Origin of the sequence: Sphingomonas sp. NPDC079357 (genome assembly GCF_044901155.1) — a bacterium.
Lineage (GTDB): Bacteria > Pseudomonadota > Alphaproteobacteria > Sphingomonadales > Sphingomonadaceae > Sphingomonas.
Genome location: NZ_JBJDOM010000006.1, coordinates 24793 through 45026, shown reverse-complemented (window position 1 = coordinate 45026; position 20234 = coordinate 24793). Strand labels below are relative to the sequence as shown.

Sequence of the window (20234 nt, the reverse complement as noted above, 5' to 3'; positions counted from 1 at the left end):
GAGCCCGGGGGTCGCCGAGCGGACCCCCGGGGTCACACCCCGGGGTGAGGAGACTTACACCAGCGCGCGGCGGACCGGCTTGTGGCGACGACGCATCGCCGCGCCGACCACGCCGAAGCCGGCGAGCATCATCGCCCAGGTCTTCGGCTCGGGCACCGCGCCGGTCAGCTTCGCATATTCGTCAGCGCTGACCTTGAAGCTGTAGACCATGTTCGGGATCAGCGACGTGCCCTTCGGGCATGCCGTGCCGAGCTTCACCTGCGCGCTGCCGCCCTTGCCGGAAACGCCGCCGGTGCAGACGTCGAACTGCTCACCGCTGCCCGATTGCGTGACCGAATAATCGTTGTCGGTAACGACGATCAGCGAGTAGCTGCCATCCGCCAGCCGCGGCCCGAACGCGAAACCCTCGATCTTCTCGGGCACGGCATAGCCCGCCGCTTTCAGCGCGGCGGCGATGTCGAGGAACGGGGTCGCGCTCTTGGCAACCGGACTGACGCCATCGGGCAAGGTGTTGGTGCCCGCGAGGCTGATGTCCTTGACGTCGGTGGCGTTGGTCAGGTCGATCTCATAGACGCGCTTGTCGCCGACCTGCTTCTTCCCGTTGGGATCATCGACGCCGAAGCCGCGATTATCGCGTTCCAGCACCAGCAGCTTGTTGTCGCCGACCGCCTGGAGCGAGGAGACGCCGATCGACCGCCCCTGCTTGTCGGCATCGAACGGGTTCTTGGTCAGCCCGGCATTGATCGCGTCGACCGAGTCGAGCTGGTAGACATATTGTTTCGTCTGCTTGCCGGTCGCGACGTCGAATTCGACGATGCGGGTGTTGCGGCTGTAAACGCCGTTCGCCGACCCGTCGGGCGCGCGGCCCTCGTTCACCAGCGGATCCTGCAGGATCGCATAGGCCGTCTTGCCATCCTTGCTGACGGTCAGCCCTTCAAAGCCGCGGTTGTCCTGTCGTCCGGTTGCGATCGACCCCGCGCCGCCGACATAATCGACGCCGCCGTTGCCGTCGCGCGGCACGAGGTTGGACGGCACCTCGAACGCGCGGACGAACTGGCCGTCGGTGCGGAACTCGTAGACCGAGGGGCCATATTCGTCGGAGACGAGGAAATTGCCGTTGGGCAGGCGTGCCAGCCCCTCTGGATCGAGCGAGCGGCCGAGATCCGCGACGCTGCCGTTCAGCAATTGCGGGTTGAGGCCGTTATAGTTGTTCGCACCGTCATGGTAGAGGACAGTGTTGGTCAGCGTGAAGCCGTTGATCTTGCCGCCCGTGTCGATATCGAGCGTGAAGCCCTGCAACCGCGGCGCATAGGACAGCACGCCGCCGCCGGGTCCACGATCGGTGGTGCTCCAGAACGTCCCGGTGCTGGCGTCGTAGCTCAGGTCCGAGCCGAACCCGCCGAAGCGATTGTCACCGACATTGGCGAAGCCCGACAGGTCGGTGCCGTTCGGTACGGAATAGGACGAGATCAGCGTGACCGCGCCCGCCACGGAAGGCGCGAGGGCGAGCGTAGCGACAGCGGTGGCGAGCAGGGCGAAGCGGCGCATAAGGTTAATCTCCTGTTAACCGCGCGCCTGACGCCATGCTGTTACGCAGCCGTGACGATTGTACGACGATCGTGCGACACCGTGCCTGCCTGTCCCGCTTTGGGGCGGGCAGGTCAGGCGGTGCGGCGCAGATGCTCCGCGAGCCGCAACGTCTGCGCGAGCAGCGTCAACGTCGGGTTGGCGAAGCTGGAGGTCGGGAAGCTCGCCGCGCCGGCGATGAACAGGCCGCGTGTGCCGAACAGTTCGGCATTGGCGTCGCACACGCCGTCCGCCGCGCTGTCCGCCATGCGCGCGGTGCCGATATGATGGCCGCCGACGGGGACCGGATGGTCGCTCCACGCCTGCGCCTCGTCATCGGTGAGCGTGATCGTCGCCTGACCGCTGCGGTTCACCGCCGCCGCGATTACGCGCACGCCTGCGATCATCCGCGCGCGGTCCGCCGCCGTGCAGCGCCAGTCGATGATCGCGCGGCGCATGCCGGCCGCGTCGCGCTCGCTGCCCAGCATGACGCGGCTGTCGCGGTGCGGCTCCTGCTCGCCATTGAGGTCGAGCGGGTAGACACCGCCCGGCTCCGCGAGCAGCACGCTGGGCAGCTTGCGCTTCGCGAGAATGCGGCGGCGCGTCCAGTCGAGCGCGAACCCCGCCAGTCGCGGCGATCCGAGCAGCACGTTGCGGAAATGCGCGGCATGGAAGGACGCCGACGAGCCGCCGCGCTGCGCGCGCGCATCATGCTCCAGCGCGGTCATCTTGCGCGCATATTCGGGAACGATCATGTTCTTGGCGAGGTACATCGCTGACAGCACCGGATGGCGGTGCGCCGGGTCGACGATGCTGGGATGCGCGGGGCGCAACACCATATTGGCCAGCCGCTCGCGCCGCTGCGCGTGGGGCGACAGCCACAAATAGCGGCGGCAATAGACGCCGTCGTGCGAGCGGAAATAGTCGAAGCGGTCGTGCCCGGCGGGCGGGTGGAAGGCGATCGTGCCGAGCGTGCCTTCCAGATGGCATTGGTAATAGCGCCCGACCAGATCGTGCTCGTTGCCGAGCCCGCAGGCGCGCGCCTCGTCGCTGGCGAGCAGCAGCCGCGCGGTCTCGATCCCGCCCGCCGCGACCACGACGCGGGACGCGGCGACCGTCACCTTCATGCCATCGGGAAGGCGGAGGCGGACACCGCTGGCGACTGCGCCGTCGTCTGCGGTGAGGATCTGGTCGACGGGCGCGTTGGTGAGGACGCGCAGCCGTGGCGCGGCGGCGAGCCGCCTGCGGTACCAGCCGCCGAAATCGGTTGGGTGGCTGAAACGCTCGATGCGCTCGGTGATCGCATCGTCGCCGGTGCCGGGTAGCGCGGGATCGGCCTCGCGCGGGTCGGCGGCGGCCGCGGTGATGTCGAGCGCGCCCGCCTCGGCGAGTGCCATCGCCTGCGGGTAGAAGCGCGCGATCTCGTCATGCGCGATCGGCCAGCGCGCAGCGGGCATCCAGTCGCGCGTTTCGAAATCGACGGGATCGAACGGGATGCAGCGCCCGCCCCACACCGCGCTGGTACCGCCGAACTGGCGGCGACGGTACATCTCGCCAGGGGAGTGCGAGGCGGGAGAGACCGTCTGCGCGCGGAGGAAGTCCTGTCCGGCCTTGTCGAACTTATCGCCGCCGGCCTCAACCAGCACGACGTCCCAGCCGGCATCTTCCAGCGTCAGCGCGAGCGTGATTCCGGCCGGACCGGCGCCGACGATGACCAGATCGGCCTCGATCCGCTCGGGCAGTGCGGCGCGGCGCGCGTCGACGATCATCGCGCCGACCCCCGCGCGATCGCGGCGAGCGCGCGCAGATGTTCGGGCTTGCCGGTGCCAACCACGGTGCAGTCGACGGCGGGATGCGCGATCGCGCGCGCCACCGCCTGCGCCGGGGTGAGGCCGGGTTGCAGCGTCACCACCTCGCGCGCGAGCACCAGATGCCCGCGCGCGCGAATCGTGTCGGCGCGCTTGCCGAGCGCGGTGAGCACGTCCCATGGCAGCTCCAGCACGTCATAGCCGGGCTGGTCGAGCGCGGCATCGAGCGTGGCGAGATCGTCGCACGACACGCCGATCCGCAGCGCCTTGCCGCTGGCGCGGGCTGCGACGAGCGCCAACGCCAGCTCGGCATCAGCGGCGATATGGGCGGGCGGGCTGTGGAGCAGGAACGCCTCGACACGATCGGTGCGCAGCCGCTTGAGAGACGCCTCAAGGCTGGCGATGATCGCGCGCGGCCGCCAGTCGGCGCTGATCGCATCGGCGCGCTGGGCGGTGACGGCATTGCCCGCGCCGCCGCGTCGTGCGAGCACCGCACGGATCAGCGGCTTGGCGGTGCGCAGCAGCCGGTATTTGGCGGAGAAGGTCTGCCCGCCCTTGGTGACGACGAACGCCGCGTCGCGTCGCGCGGCGATCGCGCGGCCGATGATCCGCTCACTGTCGCCCTGGCCATAGATGCTGGCGGTATCGAGCAGCGTCACGCCGAGGTCGAGCGCTGTGCGCACCAGCCGCTCGCTGTCGGCAGCCGGGGCGGGGTTGGCGAACGAGCCGAACTTGCTGCCGCCCAGCCCGAGGCGCGAGACGGCGGTCACTGGCCCGCGATCCGGTAACCGCGCACCCAGTCGATCTTCATCCGCGCCGGCCATTGCTGATCCGCGGTCGGTACGCCCGGCCAGTTGCCGCCGATCGCGAGGTTGAGGATCATGTAAAGCGGCTGGTGATAATCCTTGTTCGGCGCGCGGCGCACGACATGATCGTCGAAATACCAGACCAGCTCCTTCGGCGTCACCATCATGCCGTAGGTGTGGAATCGCGACAGATCGGTGCCGCTCTGCCACGGCATCCCGTCGCCCTTCTTCTGGTTGTTCGGCAAATTCGGGAAATAGGTGAAATAGAGTTTGCCGGGTTCACCGATCGATTCGAAGATGTCGATCTCGATCGGGCCGGGCTGTTGCTGCTTACCGTCCTTCACCGCCGGCACCGGGAGCAGCCAGAAGGCGGGCCAGATGCCCTTGCCACTCGGGAAGGCGATGCGCGCCTCGACATAGCCATAGGTGAAGTGGAACGACCGCTCTGAACTGATCATCCCCGACAGATAGGGCAGGTGGTTGGTAACCGGATCGGCGCGGAACGGGTTGGGGCGCGCCGCGATCGTCAGCACGCCGGGCTGCCACTCGAACGCGGACATTCCCTCGGCGGGATCGCCGTAATATTCCAGCTCGCCATTGGGGACGAGCGTGCGCGGCTCCCAGCCCTTCTCGGCGCGCGTCGGCTGGACGCCGAACCAGTAATTGGTCTTCCAGCGCCCCTTCGGGTTTTTCTCCGCGTGCCAGAAATCGGGCCCGCGATCGAAATCCTCGGCGAAGGTGGGGCGCAGCCGTGTGCGGTCGAGCGCCGCGCCGCCGCCCGGAGTTGCGGTCCACCCGCCCCAGATCGCCGCCGCGAGCAGCGCCATGCGCACGATCATTTCCACACCGATCCGCCGCATTCGCGGATATAGGCCGCCGTCTGACGCGAGATCGCCTTGCGCTGCGGCCGGTCGCTGCGTTTGCGCCAGTCGAGGAACTTGCGCACCGCGCCGGTGACGCTGGCCTGGCCGCGCTGACGCATCAACAGATAGGGTGTGAAGAGCGCGGCGTTCACCAGCACCTCCGGGAAAGGCATCCGAAGATAGCTGATGATATATTTGTTCGCCAGCCGCTGTGTCTGGACGCGCTTCTTGCCGTCCCGCCCGGCGGGGTGCTCCAGCTCCTCGCAAGCGATCGCGGGATCGTAGCGTATCCGCCAGCCGGCATCGATGATCCGGTACGACAGCTCGATCTCCTCCAGCCCGTAGAAGAAGTCGGGCAGGAAGCCGCCGACCTCGCGCAGGCAGGCGGTGCGGAACGCCACGCACCCTCCAACGAAGCGAAAGGTGAGGAACGGCTGCGTCAGGTCGACGTCCTTGCGGGTGTGCGGGATCAGGTCGACGCGGCGGCGCGTCTCGCCGCGGACGTGCTTGCGCACCGTAATCGCGCCGAGCCGGTCGTCCTCGTCGAAGCGGGCCGCGAACAGGTCGAGCATCTCGGGTGTCTCGACCAGCACGTCGTCATCGAGCAGCACGATGATCGGCCCACGTGCCGCGTCGAAGCCGTCGTTGCGCGCATGGACGCCCTTGTTGCTGCCTGAAAACAGATACTGGCGGTGCGGAAAGCGATCGAGCAGCGATTCACGCGTGCCGCGCTCGGCATTGTTGTCGACGAGGATCAGTTCGTAATCGTCACGCGGTCCGAGACATTCGTGAAGCCGGGACAGCGTGTCGGCAAGGATCTGGTCGCGGGCATAGGTGAGCACCACGACGGAGAAGCGGATCGTCATGCCATTGGCTCCGACAGCGCGAGACGGGTGAGGGCGTGGCGCTCGGCGATGGTGAGCAGCACGATATTGGCGAGCTGGCTGACCGCGATCGCGATTGCCATGCCGGGAATGCCGTGCGGGATCGCGAGCACCAGCGCGGCGAGCGTGACCAGCGCGGTCGCGGCGCGGGTCACGAACATCGTGCGGCTGGCGCGCAGTACGATCAGCAGCGTCTCCGACGGCTGGTTGAGGCAGAACAGGAAGAAGGCCGCGCACAGCAGCTGCACGTTCTGTTCGGCCCCGGCATATTGGCCGTGGAAGACGAGCGCGATCAGCGGATGCGCGAAGAGCGCGACCAGGGCAAGATAGCCGCCGGTGAGCACGATCAGCGTGCGGCGCGTGTTGCCAATCGCGTGACGCAGCCCCGGCCCGCCATCCTTTGCGAGCGCGGCGGCGGCGCGCGGCTTGTCGGTCGAGTCGATCGCCGAGACGATGCTGACCGCGGGGTTGGTGAGCGTGCGCGCCGCGGTGAACACCGCCGCGGCGCCCGGGCCGAGCAGCGCGCCGATCAGGATCACGACCGTCGCGGTGCTGTAGACCGTGTAGGGGAAAATGTTGAGCGCGAGCCAGCCCGCGAAGCGGCCATGCGGGGCGAAGCGCTGCCACGCGCGCGCCGCCGCGGGGGCGGCCGGGCGGAGCAGCAGAAGCGCGAACAGCGTCGCCAGCGTGGCGGAAACGCCCCACGCCAGCGCGCCGGCGACCGCATCGGGGCGGGTCGCGGCGGCGACGAGCGCGCCGCCGATCAGCACGACGAAGAACAGCGCGGAGACGAGTGCGGCAAGCCACGCGCGTTCCTGCTTGTAGAACCAGCGGCGGACGAAGTCGGCGGCGAGCAGCGGCGGGGTGATCCCCGCGCCGAGCAGCAGCGGCTCGGCCAGCCAGCGTTGCGCGGGCAGCGTGACCTGTACCAGCGCGGCGATCGCGACCAGCCCGACCGCCAGCACCAGCGCGGCGGCGACGTTCAGCCACCACCAGTCGGAATGGTAGCGACGATCGTCGGCGGCATCGCCCTGGTCGCGATGCTCGGTGACGTAAGGCAGGGTGATGAGCGAGCGGTGGAAGCCCGCAACGAAATAATAGGCGCCGATCGCGACGCCGACCGCGCCGAAGGCATCGGGTGCCAGGTGGCGGCCGAGAATCGCACTGGCGGCGATGCTACCGAGCCCCTGAAACCCCTGGTCGGCCAGCGCGAAGAGTCGCGCCAGACGCCGGTCGCGGAGCCGCCCGGTCAGGCTCTGGAGAGGAAAAGAAGCCATCGGGCGGCGCGCGGGTGATCCGGTGGATGCCGGATCACGACTGGGCGTAATAGTCCTTCATGTAATCGGCGTAGCCGGACGGATCGCCGAAGCCGGACTGCGACTGCACCTTGAGGTTGACCATCGTCAGCGCGACGCCGGTCACGCCCGAGCCAACCGAGCTGATCTGATGCAGCGCGGCGCGGGCGGCGCGCGCTGGAGTCGAGCGCCAGCGAACCAGCATCGCGAGCGCATCGAAGTGATGCGCGAGCACGCGGGTATCAGCCACGGCGAGCACCGGCGCTGTATCGACCACGACCAGTTCGTAGCGACGGCGCAACTCGGTGAGCAGCGCGGTGAATTCCGGCGTCTCAAAGATGTGCGGCGAGGTACCGGCGGTCGGCGCGAGGGGCAGGATGTCGAGCCCGGTCTGCTCCTCGCGCAGGATCACCTCGTCGAGCGTTGCGGTGCCGGCCAGCACCTCGCCGAGCCCGACGCGCGCCTGCGGGGCGAGCGCCACCGACACCGAGCGACGACGCAGATCGGTGTCGAGCAGCAACGTGCGCGATCCGCCGGTGGCGAGCACGCGCGCGACCGAGGTCGAGGTCGTGGTCTTGCCCTCCTTGGGCAGCGCCGAGGTGATGCCGAGGATCTTGCCGCCCTGCACCGACGAGGCGGTGAAGCTGAGGCTGGTCGCGAGGTTGCGATACGCTTCGGTATAGGCCGACAGCGGGTGCAGCAACGTCGCTTCCGCCGGATCGCTGGTGCGCGGCTTCTCGATCGAGCTGGCCGGGGTCGGCACGCTGTTGAAGTAGTCGACTCCGAGCATCGTCTCGATATCATCGACCGTGTCGAGGCCCTGCACCCAGCGCTCGCGGACATAGGCGATGGCGAGACCGATCGCGAGGCCGAGCACCGCGCCCATGAACAGCAAGACCGGAACATTCGGCGAGCTGGGGGCCAGCGGCAGCGACGCGGGTGCGGCGATACGGCTGTCCGGGCGGACGATCGACTGTTGCGCGTTCTGCTGCGTGCTGGTGTTCAGCAGCTGCTGATAGGCGTCGCGGGCGTTCTGCGCGGTGCGCTGCAGATCGGCGAGTTCAACAGACGAGCGCACGTTGTTCGTCAGGCGCGCCTGCGCGGCGGCAAGGCTGGCCTCGAGCGACGCGGTGCTCGACCCGGCGGCCTGCGAGGCATTGCCCGCCGAGCGCGAAAGGTCGCGCATCTCGCGCGTCAGCTGTGCGTCGATCGCGTCGAGTTCCTTGCGCGCATCGGCCAGCGCCGGATAGCGCTCACCATAACGCGACTGGAGCGAGGCGACGCGTGCCGCGACCTGCGCACGCTGCTGACGCAGCGACGACATGGTGGCGGTGCTGTACGGGCTGTTGGTGCCGCCGCCGACGATCGTCGAGCCGCTGGCGCCGCTGCGCGCCCGGGCCGCAGCCTCCTCGGCACGCGCCGCGGCAAGCGCGCCGCGAATCGAGGCAATTTCCTGCTCGGCGGTGACGGAATCCGGCAAGCCGAGCAGGTTGTTGCGGACGCGGAAGGCGGCGACGGCGGCGTCGGCCTGCTCGACCTTGCGGCGCAGTTCGTCGAGTTGCCCGTTGAGGCGCGAATCGACGTCGTTAAATTCGGCAGCCTTGGTCTGCAGATCCTCGGCCATGAACGCCTGCGCGAACGCGTTGGTGATCTGCATCGCCTTCAGCGGGTTCTTGTCGGTATAGCCCACCTCGAACAGCGAGGTCGTGCCGACCCGCGCGGCGTTCAGATTCGTGAGCAAGGCACCGGCGATCGCCTGCTTCTCGGTCGCGGCGTCGGTCGCGAAATCCTTGGCCGCTTCACGCAGCTCGGGATCGCGGTCCAGCTTCAACTGCTCGACGACGCGGGTCGCGACGGGCAGCGACTTCATCGTCTGCACCTCGGCGTCGATCTTCGCGTCGCGCGCCAGATCCGACAAGGGTGCCTGCGGCGCGCCGGCCACCGGGCTCTGCGGCGTATATTCAAGCTGGGCCGAGGCGGTGTAGCGGCGCGGCAGCACCTTGCTGATCCCCCAGGCGACCACCACCATCCCGACGACGCACGCCAGAATGATCGGCAGATGCCGCTTCAGGCGCGAAAAGAGGCCGGCCAGATCCTGGCGTTCCTCGGGCCGCATGTTCGTCGCTTCCGCCATCGCTTACCCTTTTGTTCTGCCTTCGCCGCGGCTCAGCGCCGCAGCGTCAGGCTAAGCCCTGCGCGCAGTTCGTTGAAACGTTGACCAATCTGCGCGCCGCGGCTGTCGCGATTGGAATAGTCGATCGATGGCGTCAGCACCATCGACCGGTTGAGCGTGTAGAGCGCACTCGCCCCGACATGGAACAAGGTGTCATCGCGATCGATGCGCGAGAACGCGTCCTTTTCCAGATCGGCGCGTCCGACCAGGATCAGGCTGCGCAACAGTTCATGGTCGATCTCGGCCGAGAGGCGCGACGCGACATAGCCCGGAGAGCCGATCACGATCGCGTCGCGGACGTCGCGGCGTGCCGACAGGCTGATCGTCGTCAGTTCGGTGACGAGGTAATCGACCTGCGCGTCCAGCGCGAGCCCGCTGAGATTCGAGATGCCGGCGGTGTCGTAATGCCGCGTCAGATAGCCAACGCCGAGCCGGGTGCGGATCAGCGGGGTCACATCGAACGCAGCGCCGCCGATCACGCGCAATTCGTCACCGCTGCGGTCGAAATCGAAATTGACGACCTTGTAGTTGTGCAGCGTATAGATGCCCTGCACGAACACCGATGTGACCGGCGAGATGTTGTATTCGGCGCGCGCGGTCATCCGCGTGGCGGTGCGATCGAGATAATCCTGATCGATCACCGAGCCGTCTAGCGAACGCGTATCGCTGTAGTTCAGCCGCGTGACGTTGACGTCGCCGATGAGTTGCAGACGATTGAGCGCATAGGTGCCGCGCAGCGACGCCACCTGCCGATCGAGTGGGACCGAGGCGGCGGCAAAGCGCGGGAAGTCACCGGAGAGCTGCGTGATGTAGATCCGGTCGGCATTCACCGCCGCGCGCAGGTTCGAATCACCGTAGATATCGAGCCGGCTTTCCAGCCCGATATCGTAGCCGTCCTCGTTCTTGATCGGATAATCGAGATAACGCCGGAACGTGCCACGGACATGGCCGAGCAGTTGATGCCGCGACCAGTCGCTGCGTGCGTCGATGCGCGGGGCGATCGTCGCATAGGCGTCGGAAACCGTGTCGGAGGTCGCGCCGAAGACGTTGCTGGTCGCGTTGGCGGCCAGATCGATCTGCGGAAAGACCAGGAAGGCGCCGGCGTGGACGCCCAGCGCTTCCAGCTCGGGGTGCGGACGTTGCAACACCGTGACGCGGTCCGTCGCCGGCAGATCGAACGGGATGCCGGTGTCCAGCACCGATCGCGACGTCTGTGCGTATGCGGTCGGAATCGCGGCGACCAGCAGCGATGCTGCGGCCAGCAACCGCGACGCGACGATACGAGACCGCCGCCGGGAACAGCCGGGAACAGACGGAAGGCGGGTCATCACAGGGATCAGAAGAACCGCTCGGCGAAGCGGATTGTGTCACCCGGCCGCACCGCCAGCTCCGGCGTTGCCTCGACCTTGGTTTCACCGCCGCCGGTCTCGGGGCGGATAAACACGTAATTCTTCTGCGCGCGATAGGTGTAGCCACCTGCCAGCGCCACCGCGCCTTCCAGCGTCATGCCGGTCTGGTACGGATATTGTCCCGGCTTGTTGACCTCGCCCAGAATATAGAAGGGGCGATAGGTGACGATCGAGCCGGTGACGCTGGGATTGCGCAGGAAGCCGTCGGCCAATCGGTTGCGGATCAGCGTGCTGACCGCGTCGATCGTCATGCCCTGCGCCTTGATCGTGCCGGCCAGCGGCACTTCGATCGTGCCGTTCGGGTTGATCGCATAGGTGCGGGTAAGATCAGGCTCGCCATAGACAGCGAGCGCGATCTGATCGCCGACGCCGAGCTGATAGGTGGTGTCGACCGGCGTTGCGCGTTCGCGCCCCAGCGCCGAGGCCGATTGCAGCGGAAGATCGCTGCCGCGCCCGGCGCAGCCCGCGAGCAGCGCCACTGCCGACAGCATCATCGCCAGCCTGGTCATTCTGATAATTCCCCCGGGTCTATGCCGCACGTGCGAAGTGCCGACTTGGTAAGCGATGTCGCTTTAAATGCAAGCTATCTTCCGGCGGCTTGCGTGCCATCACGAGCCTTCTTGCAGGAATATGTTTACCCGTTATGGCTCAAGAGGAGCAGCGGGGGCGACAAGTGGCGGACGCCGCTTCCCCATTTCGCGCTGTAAAAGGGGCCAGCGAGACGCGAACATGATCTGGATGTACGCCATCGCTGCCGGGCTGTTGCTGCTGTTGGCGGTGCATCCATTCATCATCTATCCCTATTCGCTGCGCTTTTTTCGTCGGCGGCCTGTGTCGCAACTGTCTCACGACGGGACAATGCGGCCGTCGCTGGCGATCTGCATGTCGGCTTATAACGAGGCACGATCGATCCGCCGACGGATGGAGCGGCTGATCGAGGCGGCGGACGCTTACGGCAACGCCACGATCCACGTTTACGCCGACGGGCCACAGGACGGGACGATCGAGATCCTGCGCGAATTCGCGGATCGCATCGACCTGATCGTGTCGCACGGGCGCAACGGCAAGACCTATGGCATGAACCTGCTGGTCGAACGCTCGTCGTCCGAGCTGCTGATGTTCACCGACGCGAACGTGATGCACGACGTCGACGTGATCGCGCCGCTGATCGCGCCGTTCGCCGATCCGGGCGTAGGCTGCACCAGCGCGCGGCTGGTCTATGACAATGCCGACGACAGCCCCGCCGCCGCGACCGGTGCCGCCTATTGGCGTGCCGAGGAAGCGATCAAGGCGATCGAGAGCGAGACGGTCGGGCTGATCGGGGTCGACGGCGCGATGTTCGTGATGCGGCGTGAACTTCACCGGCCGCCGCCGCCGCATCTGATCGACGATCTGTACCTGAGCCTTGTCGTCCTGGCGCAGGGCGGACGGCTGATCAGCGTGCCGGACGCGCTGGTGCATGAGCGCAGCGCGACCGAGGCGGAAGAGGAACTGGTGCGCAAGCGCCGGATCGCCTGTCAGGCGATCAACGTCCACCGCGCCTTGTGGCCGCACCTGCGCCGGCTGCCCTGGCCGGCCTTCTACGGTTATGCCTCGCACCGGATGCTGAAATGGGTGACGCCGTTCCTGCTGCTGGGGGCAGGGCTGTTCGCGCTGCCGGTCGCGGTGGCGGTGTTCGGGGCAGGGCCGATCCTGTCGCTGGCGTTGGGCGGCGCGATCCTGCTGGCGGTGGGCAACCGGCTGAAGATCGGCATCGCGCAAAAGATTGTCGCCGCGCTGCTCAGCCTGTTGGGCGTCGCCATGGGCGTGATCGATTCCGTATGGGGTGGAAAGACATACGCCGTGTGGCAACCCGCGGAGTCGGTGCGCGACTGAGACGGGGCGAGTTGCCGTTCCGGGTTCGCATCTTTAGGAGGCGGTGCAGCATGAAGGCGCCGACCCCGGCGCGAACCGAGGGATGACAGCATGAGCGGCCGCACCGATCCGATCCTGGTCACCGGCACTGCCGGCTTCATCGGCCATGCCGTCGCGCACCGCCTGCTCGACCGCGGCGAGCGCGTCATCGGCGTCGATATCGTCAACGATTATTACGATCCCAAGCTGAAGGAAGCGCGGCTCGCGACCTTCCAGGGTCGCAACACCTTCGCCTTCCATCGCGCCGACATCGCCGATGCCGAGACGATGGCGAAAATCGTCCGCGAGGAAGGCGTGCGCCGTGTCGTCCACCTCGCCGCACAGGCGGGGGTGCGCTACAGCCTCGAGAACCCGTTCGCCTATGAGCGGTCGAACCTCGCCGGGCATCTGTCGATCATGGAGGCGTGCCGCCATGCCGAGGGGTTCGAGCATCTGGTCTATGCCAGCTCCAGCTCGGTCTATGGCGACAAGCCGATGGGCGGCGAGGGGTTCACCGAGGACGAGGCGGCGGTCGATCCGGTTTCGCTCTACGCCGCGACCAAGCGCGCGTGCGAGCTGATGAGCCAATCCTATGCCAAGCTGTACGGCTTTCCGCAGACCGGCTTGCGCTTCTTCACCGTCTATGGCCCGTGGGGCCGCCCGGACATGGCCTATTTCTCGTTCACGCAGAAGATCATGCGCGGCGAGGCGATCGAGGTGTACGGCGAAGGCAAGATGGCGCGCGACTTCACCTATATCGACGACATCGTCGACGGGATCGTCGGCGCGCTCGACCATCCGCCGGAGAAGGGCGGGCACCGCGTGCTCAATATCGGCGACAGCCATCCGGTGGGGCTGATGGAGATGATCGAGGCGCTGGAAGACGCCGTCGGGCAGAAGGCCGAGAAGGTGATGCGCCCGATGCAGCCCGGCGACGTCACCGCGACCTATGCCGATGTGTCGAAGCTGCATGAACTGACCGGCTATCAGCCGAAGGTGATGCTGCGCGAGGGGCTGCAGCGCTTCGCGGAATGGTACCGCGGCTATTACGGGCCGAACGCCTGAGGCCGCGCGCCTGTCGTCGCGGGGGCTGATCCCGCACGACAGGCATGACCGTCAGCGGTACATCGTGATCCGGAACAACTCGCCGGGCGCGCCGGTCAGCCCGATCGCGAACGTGACCCAGCGGATCGCGAAGGCCAGCGCGATCAGCGCGGCGGTGGCGAGCGCGTCCTGGCGGATGAACGTCACTTTCTCGCGCGCCTGTCCGATCGACAGGCAGAGATAACGCATCACTTCCGCCAGCACGGTGGCCCCCGCCGCGGCGGCGATGCCGTAGCGCGTCAGTCCGAGCGGCAGGAACACGACCAGCCCGAGCAGCTTGGCGCTGCTGCCGAACGCGCTGTAGTGCGGCTTGCCGAGCCCCAGCATCAAATTCTCGTTGAGGGTGCTGAGGATCATCAGCCACGCCGCGACCGCCACCCAGGGAATGAGCTGCGCCGCGTCATGATAGCGCGGATCGTAGATGCGGATCACGAAGTCGGACGTGGCGATGAACCCGGCGATCGCGATCAGCGCGACAGTCTGGAACTGCAACCGGCGGTGTGCCAGCTTGCGCTGCAACTCGACACCGCGCACCGTCGCTGCGGCGACGCTGGGGAAGACGACCTCCGCGCCGAGCTTGACGCTGAACTGCGCGAACACGTCCGACAGCGAGCGCGCGATGCCGTAGATGCCGAGCGCGGCGAAGCTGACGTATCTGGCGAGGATCAGCCGGTCGAAGTTGAGCGCCAGAAAGAACACCACCGACGACACGAACACCCATTTGCCGAAACCGATGATCTCCCGCGCATAGGTCCGGTCGATCATCAGCCGGTGCTTGATTTCCGGCATGATGAAATAGGAGCAGACGGTGGGTGCGACCGAGGCGAGGATGCTGCCGGTGAGCAGTCCCCAGATGTTCGGCGAAATCCACGCTGCGACGATTAGTGCGATCGAAGCGATCGTGGAGAACGCGACCTCGTACTTCGCGGTCCGGTCAAGCGCGAGTTGCTTGATCGCCAGCGGCAGGCCGATCGAGGTGCAGCCGGTCAGCACGAAGAAGATCGTCATGTACGGCAACAGCTTGTGCAGCGTCGGGTCGCCATAGAAGTGCCCGATCACTGGCAGCAGCAGAAAGGTGACGATCCCCAGCCCGAATCCGCGCAGCACCTGCAATGTCCAGGCGGTGTTGTAGAAGCGCGGATCGGTCGCGTTCGGGCTGCTGACGACGTTCTGCGCGATGCCGATATCGGTGAACAGCTCCAACCCGACGCGCAGCGAGGTGAGCAGGATCATGATCCCGAACAGTTCGGGCGCCAGAATGCGCGTCAGCACCAGATTGGTGGCGAAGCGCACGACCTGCACGATCATATAGCCCGACGTCGCCCAGCCTAGCCGCTTGAGCAGCGCCTCCGGCACATGGGCGCGCGCCAGCAACCGGGCGCTCAGCGTTGAGGAGTCGGCCATGAACCCGTTGATATCCGTCTCTATCGTGTTGCAGCGCGGCTAAACATGCCTTGAACGGCGCCGCAACCGCAAAGGTGCGGCGGATCGGGACAGTCTGGTCAGCGCGTGCCGGCTGATCTGCCGCCAACACTCGCGCTCGCACCCGTTCCCGGGCGCGGGGGAACCGGCACCAGCCGGCGTGGTGTGTTCCAGACGAACGGAGCGGCTTCCTTCATCTGGCGCCCGGCGCCCAGATCGCCGCTGTTGCAGGATTTCAGCGCGTCGATGCAATGCGCGGTCCACATCGCCATGACATCGTCGTCCCATGCGCCGAACCAGTCGGCGTGGAAGGTCGAGCCGGCCGGCATCCGGTCCATGCCCGGCATCTCGTCCGACGAAAGGTACCAGCTATCGGCGCGCTGCGCGTCGACGGTGTACCACGCCCCCATCGTGAACGACGGAATGATATAGGGATGTGTCGAGGGGCAGCGAAGGTAGCCCCATGATCCATAGCCGGCATTGGCCATGTGATCGCGGTGGTTGGGGCTGTCGAGCCGCTTTCCGTCCCAGCAACCCGGCGCGGCGATGATCGCGCCCAGCCGGTTGCCTGCCGGACAATTGGCCGCCGCCTCGGTGATCGTCGTATAATGGCCGGACTTTGCGGTCGGCCCGTCACAGCTGAAATAGCTGCCGCCGGTCGGCGTCTTGCCCGTCACCATATCGAAGCCGAAGATGAAGCGCAGTCCGCGCGGCAGCGCAACGCACTCCTTGCCCTGCTTCTGACAGTCGGGATTGTCCTTGGGATAGCGCTTGTAATAGATCGAGACGTAATCGGGGCGGACGACATGGCCGCGCCCGTCGAGCATCGCAGGCATCCAATAGGCCGAACGGTTGAGGATGTTGACGCAGGTGCTCTGGCCCGAGGTGCGCAGGCTCTGATACGTGCTGGCGGCATTGGCGGCGGTGTTGCCGAACCATTGATGCAGGTGGCTCTTGCCCGGCTGGTTCGGGTAGACGATCGGATCGTCGTAGCTGATCTGCCCCGGCTCGCACAGGAAGCGGAACGCGCCGACGGTATCGGGAGCGGCGGTGGGCGGGAGCAGGCCGCTGCCGCCGGTCGGGCCGATCAGCGTCGCCGGACGCACCGTCGACGGGACTGACGCGGGCACCTCCAGCACATCCTCGCTGAGTTGCGGGCGGATCTGGTCGCCGTGCGCGCTGCCGACGTTGTGCGATGCCTGGGTCCTGGCGGTTGCCGACGCCTCCTCTGGTCCGCGCAGCTCGTAGGTGGCTTCGTCGGCGCGCAGCAGCGAACGCTGCGCCGGAGTCGCGGCGGCGCAGCCGAGCAGCGACACGGCGATGATGAGGCGGCGGTACACGATCGGTCTCCAGCAGACCTGCGCCTTATAGGCCAGCGACGGCGGCGCGACAAATGCCGCGACGTCAATGCTCAGCCATATAGAGCGACCGGCCCGCGACCGTTGCTCGACCATGTGCTCCAGTTCGGGACGACATAGGGCAGGTCGGAATCCGCGACGCCATGCCACTTCAGGATCGCCCCGAGATATTCCTCGGTCGCGGTGGTCGGCAGGAAGCGCCCTTCGTTGCTGATGTCGTCGGCGCCGCCCAGCGTCGGGTCCGGGTAGCGGCCGAACACGCCGCCGGCGGTCACGCCGCCGCCGATCACCAGATGGTTGTTCCCCCACGCATGATCGCAGCCGAGCTGCGCGTTGCCGCGATAGGTGCGCCCGAAGTCGCTCATCGTAAAGGCCGTGACATTGTCCTGCAGCCCGAGCGCCTCCATCGCCTTGTAGAAAGCCGACAGTGCCAACGCGAGGTCGCCGAGCAAATTGGCGTGCGTGCCGGCGACGACGTTGCCGTACGTCACCTGCGCATCATGCGTGTCGTAACCGCCCTGCGAGACGAAGAACGACTGGCGCGTATGCCCGAAGGTCGAGCGCGCCTCGATCATCCGCGCCACGCGCTTCAACTGCTGCGATACGTCCGAGGTCAGCGCCGCACCGGTCGCGGGATCGACGAAGAACGCCTCGACGCTGCCGGTTGCGCCCAGCACCGCGCCGGTCGCGGCGGTCATCGCGTAGGCGTCGCGCACCGTGTCGGCGGTCGAGGCGGTGATGTCGTCGAGCCCGGTGCCGCCCGCCAAGCTGTTCACTGCGGCATCGATCGCACTGCTGTTGCTGCCGTAGCGCGACAGCACGCCCTTCGACGGCAGAACCAGCGGCTGCGCCTGCTGGCCGATCAGCGCGACATTGTTGCCCGCGAAGGAGATGACGGGGGGCACGCCGCTGGCGCTCATGCGATCGTGAAGCCGCCCCATGAAGCCGTCGCGGTTGACGGATTGCGCGCGCAGCCCCTGCCAATGCTCCTGCTCGTCGGAATGGCTCATCAGGTTCGACGGGCGCAAGTCGGGGCGGCTGAGATAGGTCGCCTTGCTCAGCGGCGTTGCGAGGGTGCCGGTGTTGAGCACCAGCGCCAGCGCGCCCTTGTCCCAGATCGGCGCGAGACTCTCCATGGCCTTGTGCAACCCCAGCCCGCTGCCCGCGAGCGGCACCACACCCGACGGCGGCAGCGCGACGGTCTGGCGCGAGGCGACATAGGCCGAGTAGGCGGCGGTATCGGTCGGGACGAGCATGTTCCAGCCATCGTTGCCGCCGAACAGGAACACGCCGACCATCGCGCGGAAGCCGCTGCCCGGCGCGCCATAGGCAACGCCGCGGCCGAACATGCCGAGCGCGGCGGCCGCACCGGCGCTCATCGCCATATGGTGGAAGTGGCGGCGGGAAATGTGCGTCATGAAACGTGATCCTCAGCGATCAACGAGGAAATTGGGGCTGGTGGCGGCGATGTAGAGCAGCGCCTGCGCGCGCTTGCGTGCCTGGACCTGTGCATTGGCGTTGGTGATCGACACCGCGGCGTTGCGCATCGCCTGCTTCTGTGCCGCCGTGGCGGTGTTGTTGAGCAACAGCAGGTTGATCACCGCGACAAGCCGATCGGGATCGGCGGCGATCGCTTCCCACCCGCCCCACAAGGGCACGGTGTTCGCCGAGCTGCCGGTGTTATTGAGCGCGTTGTTGAAGTTCCAGTCGCCACGATTGGCCTCGCCTTTCAGCGTCCAGTCGTAGACGAGGTTCTGGAGCGCGACGGTGCCGCCCGCCGACAACAGCTTCGACGCCGGACTGACCAGCCCGTTGCTGCGCGGCAGCGGGTAGTCGGGCGGGTAGAAATTGAACACCGAGGGCGCCTGAAACACCGGCTGCCCCAGCGTGGTGTCACGCATCGTCATCGCTGCGCCGTCGGTCTGGAGCCCGCTCGCGCGGACCAGCCCCATCATCACCAGCACCGGTTCCTTGACCTTGCCGAACCCGCCGCCGCGCGGTTCATCGCCGCGGGCCTCGGGATCGAGCAGGATCGCGCGGACCACCGCCTTCAGGTCGCCGCGAACACCCTTGCCGTTGTCGACGAACACCGCGCCGATCCGCGTGACATAGGCGGGCGACGGGTTCGACTTGACCAGGTTCTGGATCAGCAGCCGGGCAAGACGCGGCGGGGTGCTGGGGTGATTGAAGGCGGCGTCGAGCGCGACCCGCACGCTCTCCGCCGGCGACGCGCCGGCCGGCACGGTGACGCCCAGGAAGGCCTTGGCCTGCGTGTCATAAGCCCAGTTGACCGGGCGAACGATCATCGGCTGCGAATAATCGTTGCCGGTCCAGTCGGTGCGCCCGCCGCCCCGCGCATAGGTCCAGCCGGTGAGCGCGCGCGACAGGCCCTTGATATCGTCCGGCCCATAATTGGGCACGAGCGCACCGTTGCCGGCGAGCACCGGTGTTCCGTCCGCGTTGAGCTGCATCGGGCCCATGGTGAACAGCTGCAGCATTTCCCGCGCATAATTCTCGGACGGCGCGCTGCGGATGCTGTCGGCCATCGACAGGTACCAGCCCATCGATCCGTGCATCGTCACCTTGCCGAGCAGATCGCGGTAATTGCCGAACGCGCCGTCGAGGAGCAGCTGCTGATATGCCGCGATCCCCGAGGTGCTGTTCACGCCGTTGCCTGAGACAACGAGGATTTGCGACAGCGCGAAGGCGACCCGCTGGCGCAACTGATCGGGCGCGAGCGCCGCGTCGGCATAGAAGCGCGCGGCGACGGGCACTCGCGTGAAATTGTTCTGCCAGCAATTCGCGATGGTGCGGTCCGAGCAATAATCGTTCGGCACCCATTTGATCAGATCGGTGTAGGTGCTGCCGCGTACGCGGAACTGTTCATCGATCCAGCCGGGAATTCCCAGTTCCGTGATCCGCGACACCAGTTGCGGGGTCGGGCCAAACGATGCCTGACGCGCGAGGCGCAGCACATCGACCGGGACCGCCGCCGCGCCGTCGACGGTCATGACCGGTTGGTTGAACGCGGTCAGTCCGCTCGACCACGGCGTGCTGCTGCCATTGGCGGTGAACAACGCGAGGAAGCGCCAGAAGGCGTCGACGATCGATGACGCCAGCTCGCTGGCGCGTGCCGCGAGATAGGCGAAGCCGTCGCTCGGCGCGGCCTCCTCGGGCAGCTCGATTGCGGATGTCGGCGTCGGTGTCGGTGTTGGGGTGGGTGCCGGGCCGGAACCCGGGACAATGACGGAGGGCGTGGGGGTCGGTGTCGGGGCCGGTACCGGGTCCGGGAACGGGCTGACCGGTGTGGTGGGCGAGGGCGAAGGAGCAGGGGTCGGTGTCGGCGTGGGAGCCGGCGTCGGCGCGACGATCACGATCCCGCCATCGGTCGGCGAGGGCGACGGCGTCGGCGAGACGCCCGGCCCGGCGCTGCCCGAGCCTACCGACGGAGTCGGGGTCGGCGTCGGGGCGGGAACGACGACAACCGGGGTCGTCGAGGTAGCGCCGCCGCTGCTCCCGCCGCCACCGCCGCCGCCGCAGCTCGCCACGGCGAGCGACGCGGTCGCCAGAAGAAGATGTGTCCGTACCCGCGTAATCGCCACGTTCGTCTGCCCGAATCTGAAACGCCGCCATCAAGGTGACGGATGAGCAGC

Annotated in this window: 14 protein-coding genes and 2 pseudogenes; 2 read left to right on the top strand and 14 right to left on the bottom strand. The window is 67.2% G+C overall.

Annotated features, from left to right (window positions below; all coding sequences use genetic code 11):
- Window positions 1-54 precede the first annotated feature (54 nt).
- The 10 genes and pseudogenes from ACI2JO_RS15920 to ACI2JO_RS15875 form a co-directional block, all read right to left on the bottom strand.
- Window positions 55-162: pseudogene (locus ACI2JO_RS15920) on the bottom strand (PEPxxWA-CTERM sorting domain-containing protein); the annotation flags it as partial.
- A gap of 186 nt (window positions 163-348) precedes the next feature.
- Window positions 349-1548: pseudogene (locus ACI2JO_RS15915) on the bottom strand (esterase-like activity of phytase family protein); the annotation flags it as partial.
- 113 nt (window positions 1549-1661) lie between these two features.
- On the bottom strand, window positions 1662-3335 hold the full coding sequence (locus ACI2JO_RS15910; protein ID WP_404721597.1) for an FAD-dependent oxidoreductase: 1674 nt from the start codon (window positions 3333-3335) through the stop codon (window positions 1662-1664).
- Complete coding sequence (locus tag ACI2JO_RS15905; protein ID WP_404721596.1) at window positions 3332-4144, bottom strand: aldo/keto reductase; 813 nt, start codon at window positions 4142-4144, stop codon at window positions 3332-3334. The genes ACI2JO_RS15910 and ACI2JO_RS15905 overlap by 4 nt, the downstream gene beginning before the upstream one ends.
- A complete protein-coding gene (locus tag ACI2JO_RS15900) occupies window positions 4141-5007 on the bottom strand; it encodes a family 16 glycosylhydrolase (RefSeq protein ID WP_404721595.1) in 867 nt (288 codons plus the stop codon). The genes ACI2JO_RS15905 and ACI2JO_RS15900 overlap by 4 nt, the downstream gene beginning before the upstream one ends.
- A gap of 8 nt (window positions 5008-5015) precedes the next feature.
- Window positions 5016-5909, bottom strand: a complete 894-nt coding sequence (locus tag ACI2JO_RS15895) for a glycosyltransferase (RefSeq protein WP_404721594.1) — start codon at window positions 5907-5909, stop codon at window positions 5016-5018.
- Window positions 5906-7204: a lipopolysaccharide biosynthesis protein gene (locus tag ACI2JO_RS15890; RefSeq protein WP_404721593.1), complete on the bottom strand. Its 1299-nt coding sequence runs from the start codon at window positions 7202-7204 to the stop codon at window positions 5906-5908. The genes ACI2JO_RS15895 and ACI2JO_RS15890 overlap by 4 nt, the downstream gene beginning before the upstream one ends.
- 34 nt (window positions 7205-7238) lie before the next feature.
- Window positions 7239-9356 carry a GumC family protein gene (locus ACI2JO_RS15885; protein ID WP_404721592.1) on the bottom strand — a complete coding sequence of 706 codons (2118 nt, stop codon included), beginning with the start codon at window positions 9354-9356 and terminating at the stop codon, window positions 7239-7241.
- Window positions 9357-9388: 32 nt separating this feature from the next.
- Window positions 9389-10723: an outer membrane beta-barrel protein gene (locus ACI2JO_RS15880; protein WP_404721591.1), complete on the bottom strand. Its 1335-nt coding sequence runs from the start codon at window positions 10721-10723 to the stop codon at window positions 9389-9391.
- An 8-nt stretch (window positions 10724-10731) separates the two neighbouring features.
- Window positions 10732-11313: a polysaccharide biosynthesis/export family protein gene (locus ACI2JO_RS15875; RefSeq protein ID WP_404721590.1), complete on the bottom strand. Its 582-nt coding sequence runs from the start codon at window positions 11311-11313 to the stop codon at window positions 10732-10734.
- Window positions 11314-11533: 220 nt separating this feature from the next.
- On the opposite strand from ACI2JO_RS15875, the gene ACI2JO_RS15870 reads away from it, so the two are divergent.
- Window positions 11534-12679, top strand: a complete 1146-nt coding sequence (locus ACI2JO_RS15870) for a glycosyltransferase (protein WP_404721589.1) — start codon at window positions 11534-11536, stop codon at window positions 12677-12679.
- A 90-nt stretch (window positions 12680-12769) separates the two neighbouring features.
- Window positions 12770-13762, top strand: coding sequence for an NAD-dependent epimerase/dehydratase family protein (locus ACI2JO_RS15865; protein WP_404721588.1), 993 nt, complete (start codon window positions 12770-12772; stop codon window positions 13760-13762).
- Window positions 13763-13813: 51 nt separating this feature from the next.
- Here the strand turns inward: ACI2JO_RS15865 and ACI2JO_RS15860 are convergent, their stop codons facing one another.
- The 4 genes from ACI2JO_RS15860 to ACI2JO_RS15845 form a co-directional block, all read right to left on the bottom strand.
- A complete protein-coding gene (locus ACI2JO_RS15860; RefSeq protein ID WP_404721587.1) occupies window positions 13814-15205 on the bottom strand; it encodes an oligosaccharide flippase family protein in 1392 nt (463 codons plus the stop codon).
- Between the two features lie 98 nt (window positions 15206-15303).
- Window positions 15304-16563 (bottom strand): DUF1996 domain-containing protein, encoded by a 1260-nt coding sequence (locus ACI2JO_RS15855; RefSeq protein WP_404721586.1) that lies wholly within the window; start codon window positions 16561-16563, stop codon window positions 15304-15306.
- A 71-nt stretch (window positions 16564-16634) separates the two neighbouring features.
- A complete protein-coding gene (locus ACI2JO_RS15850) occupies window positions 16635-17999 on the bottom strand; it encodes a DUF1501 domain-containing protein (protein WP_404721585.1) in 1365 nt (454 codons plus the stop codon).
- Between the two features lie 12 nt (window positions 18000-18011).
- Window positions 18012-20183, bottom strand: a complete 2172-nt coding sequence (locus ACI2JO_RS15845) for a DUF1800 family protein (RefSeq protein ID WP_404721584.1) — start codon at window positions 20181-20183, stop codon at window positions 18012-18014.
- Between the last annotated feature and the right edge of the window lie 51 nt (window positions 20184-20234).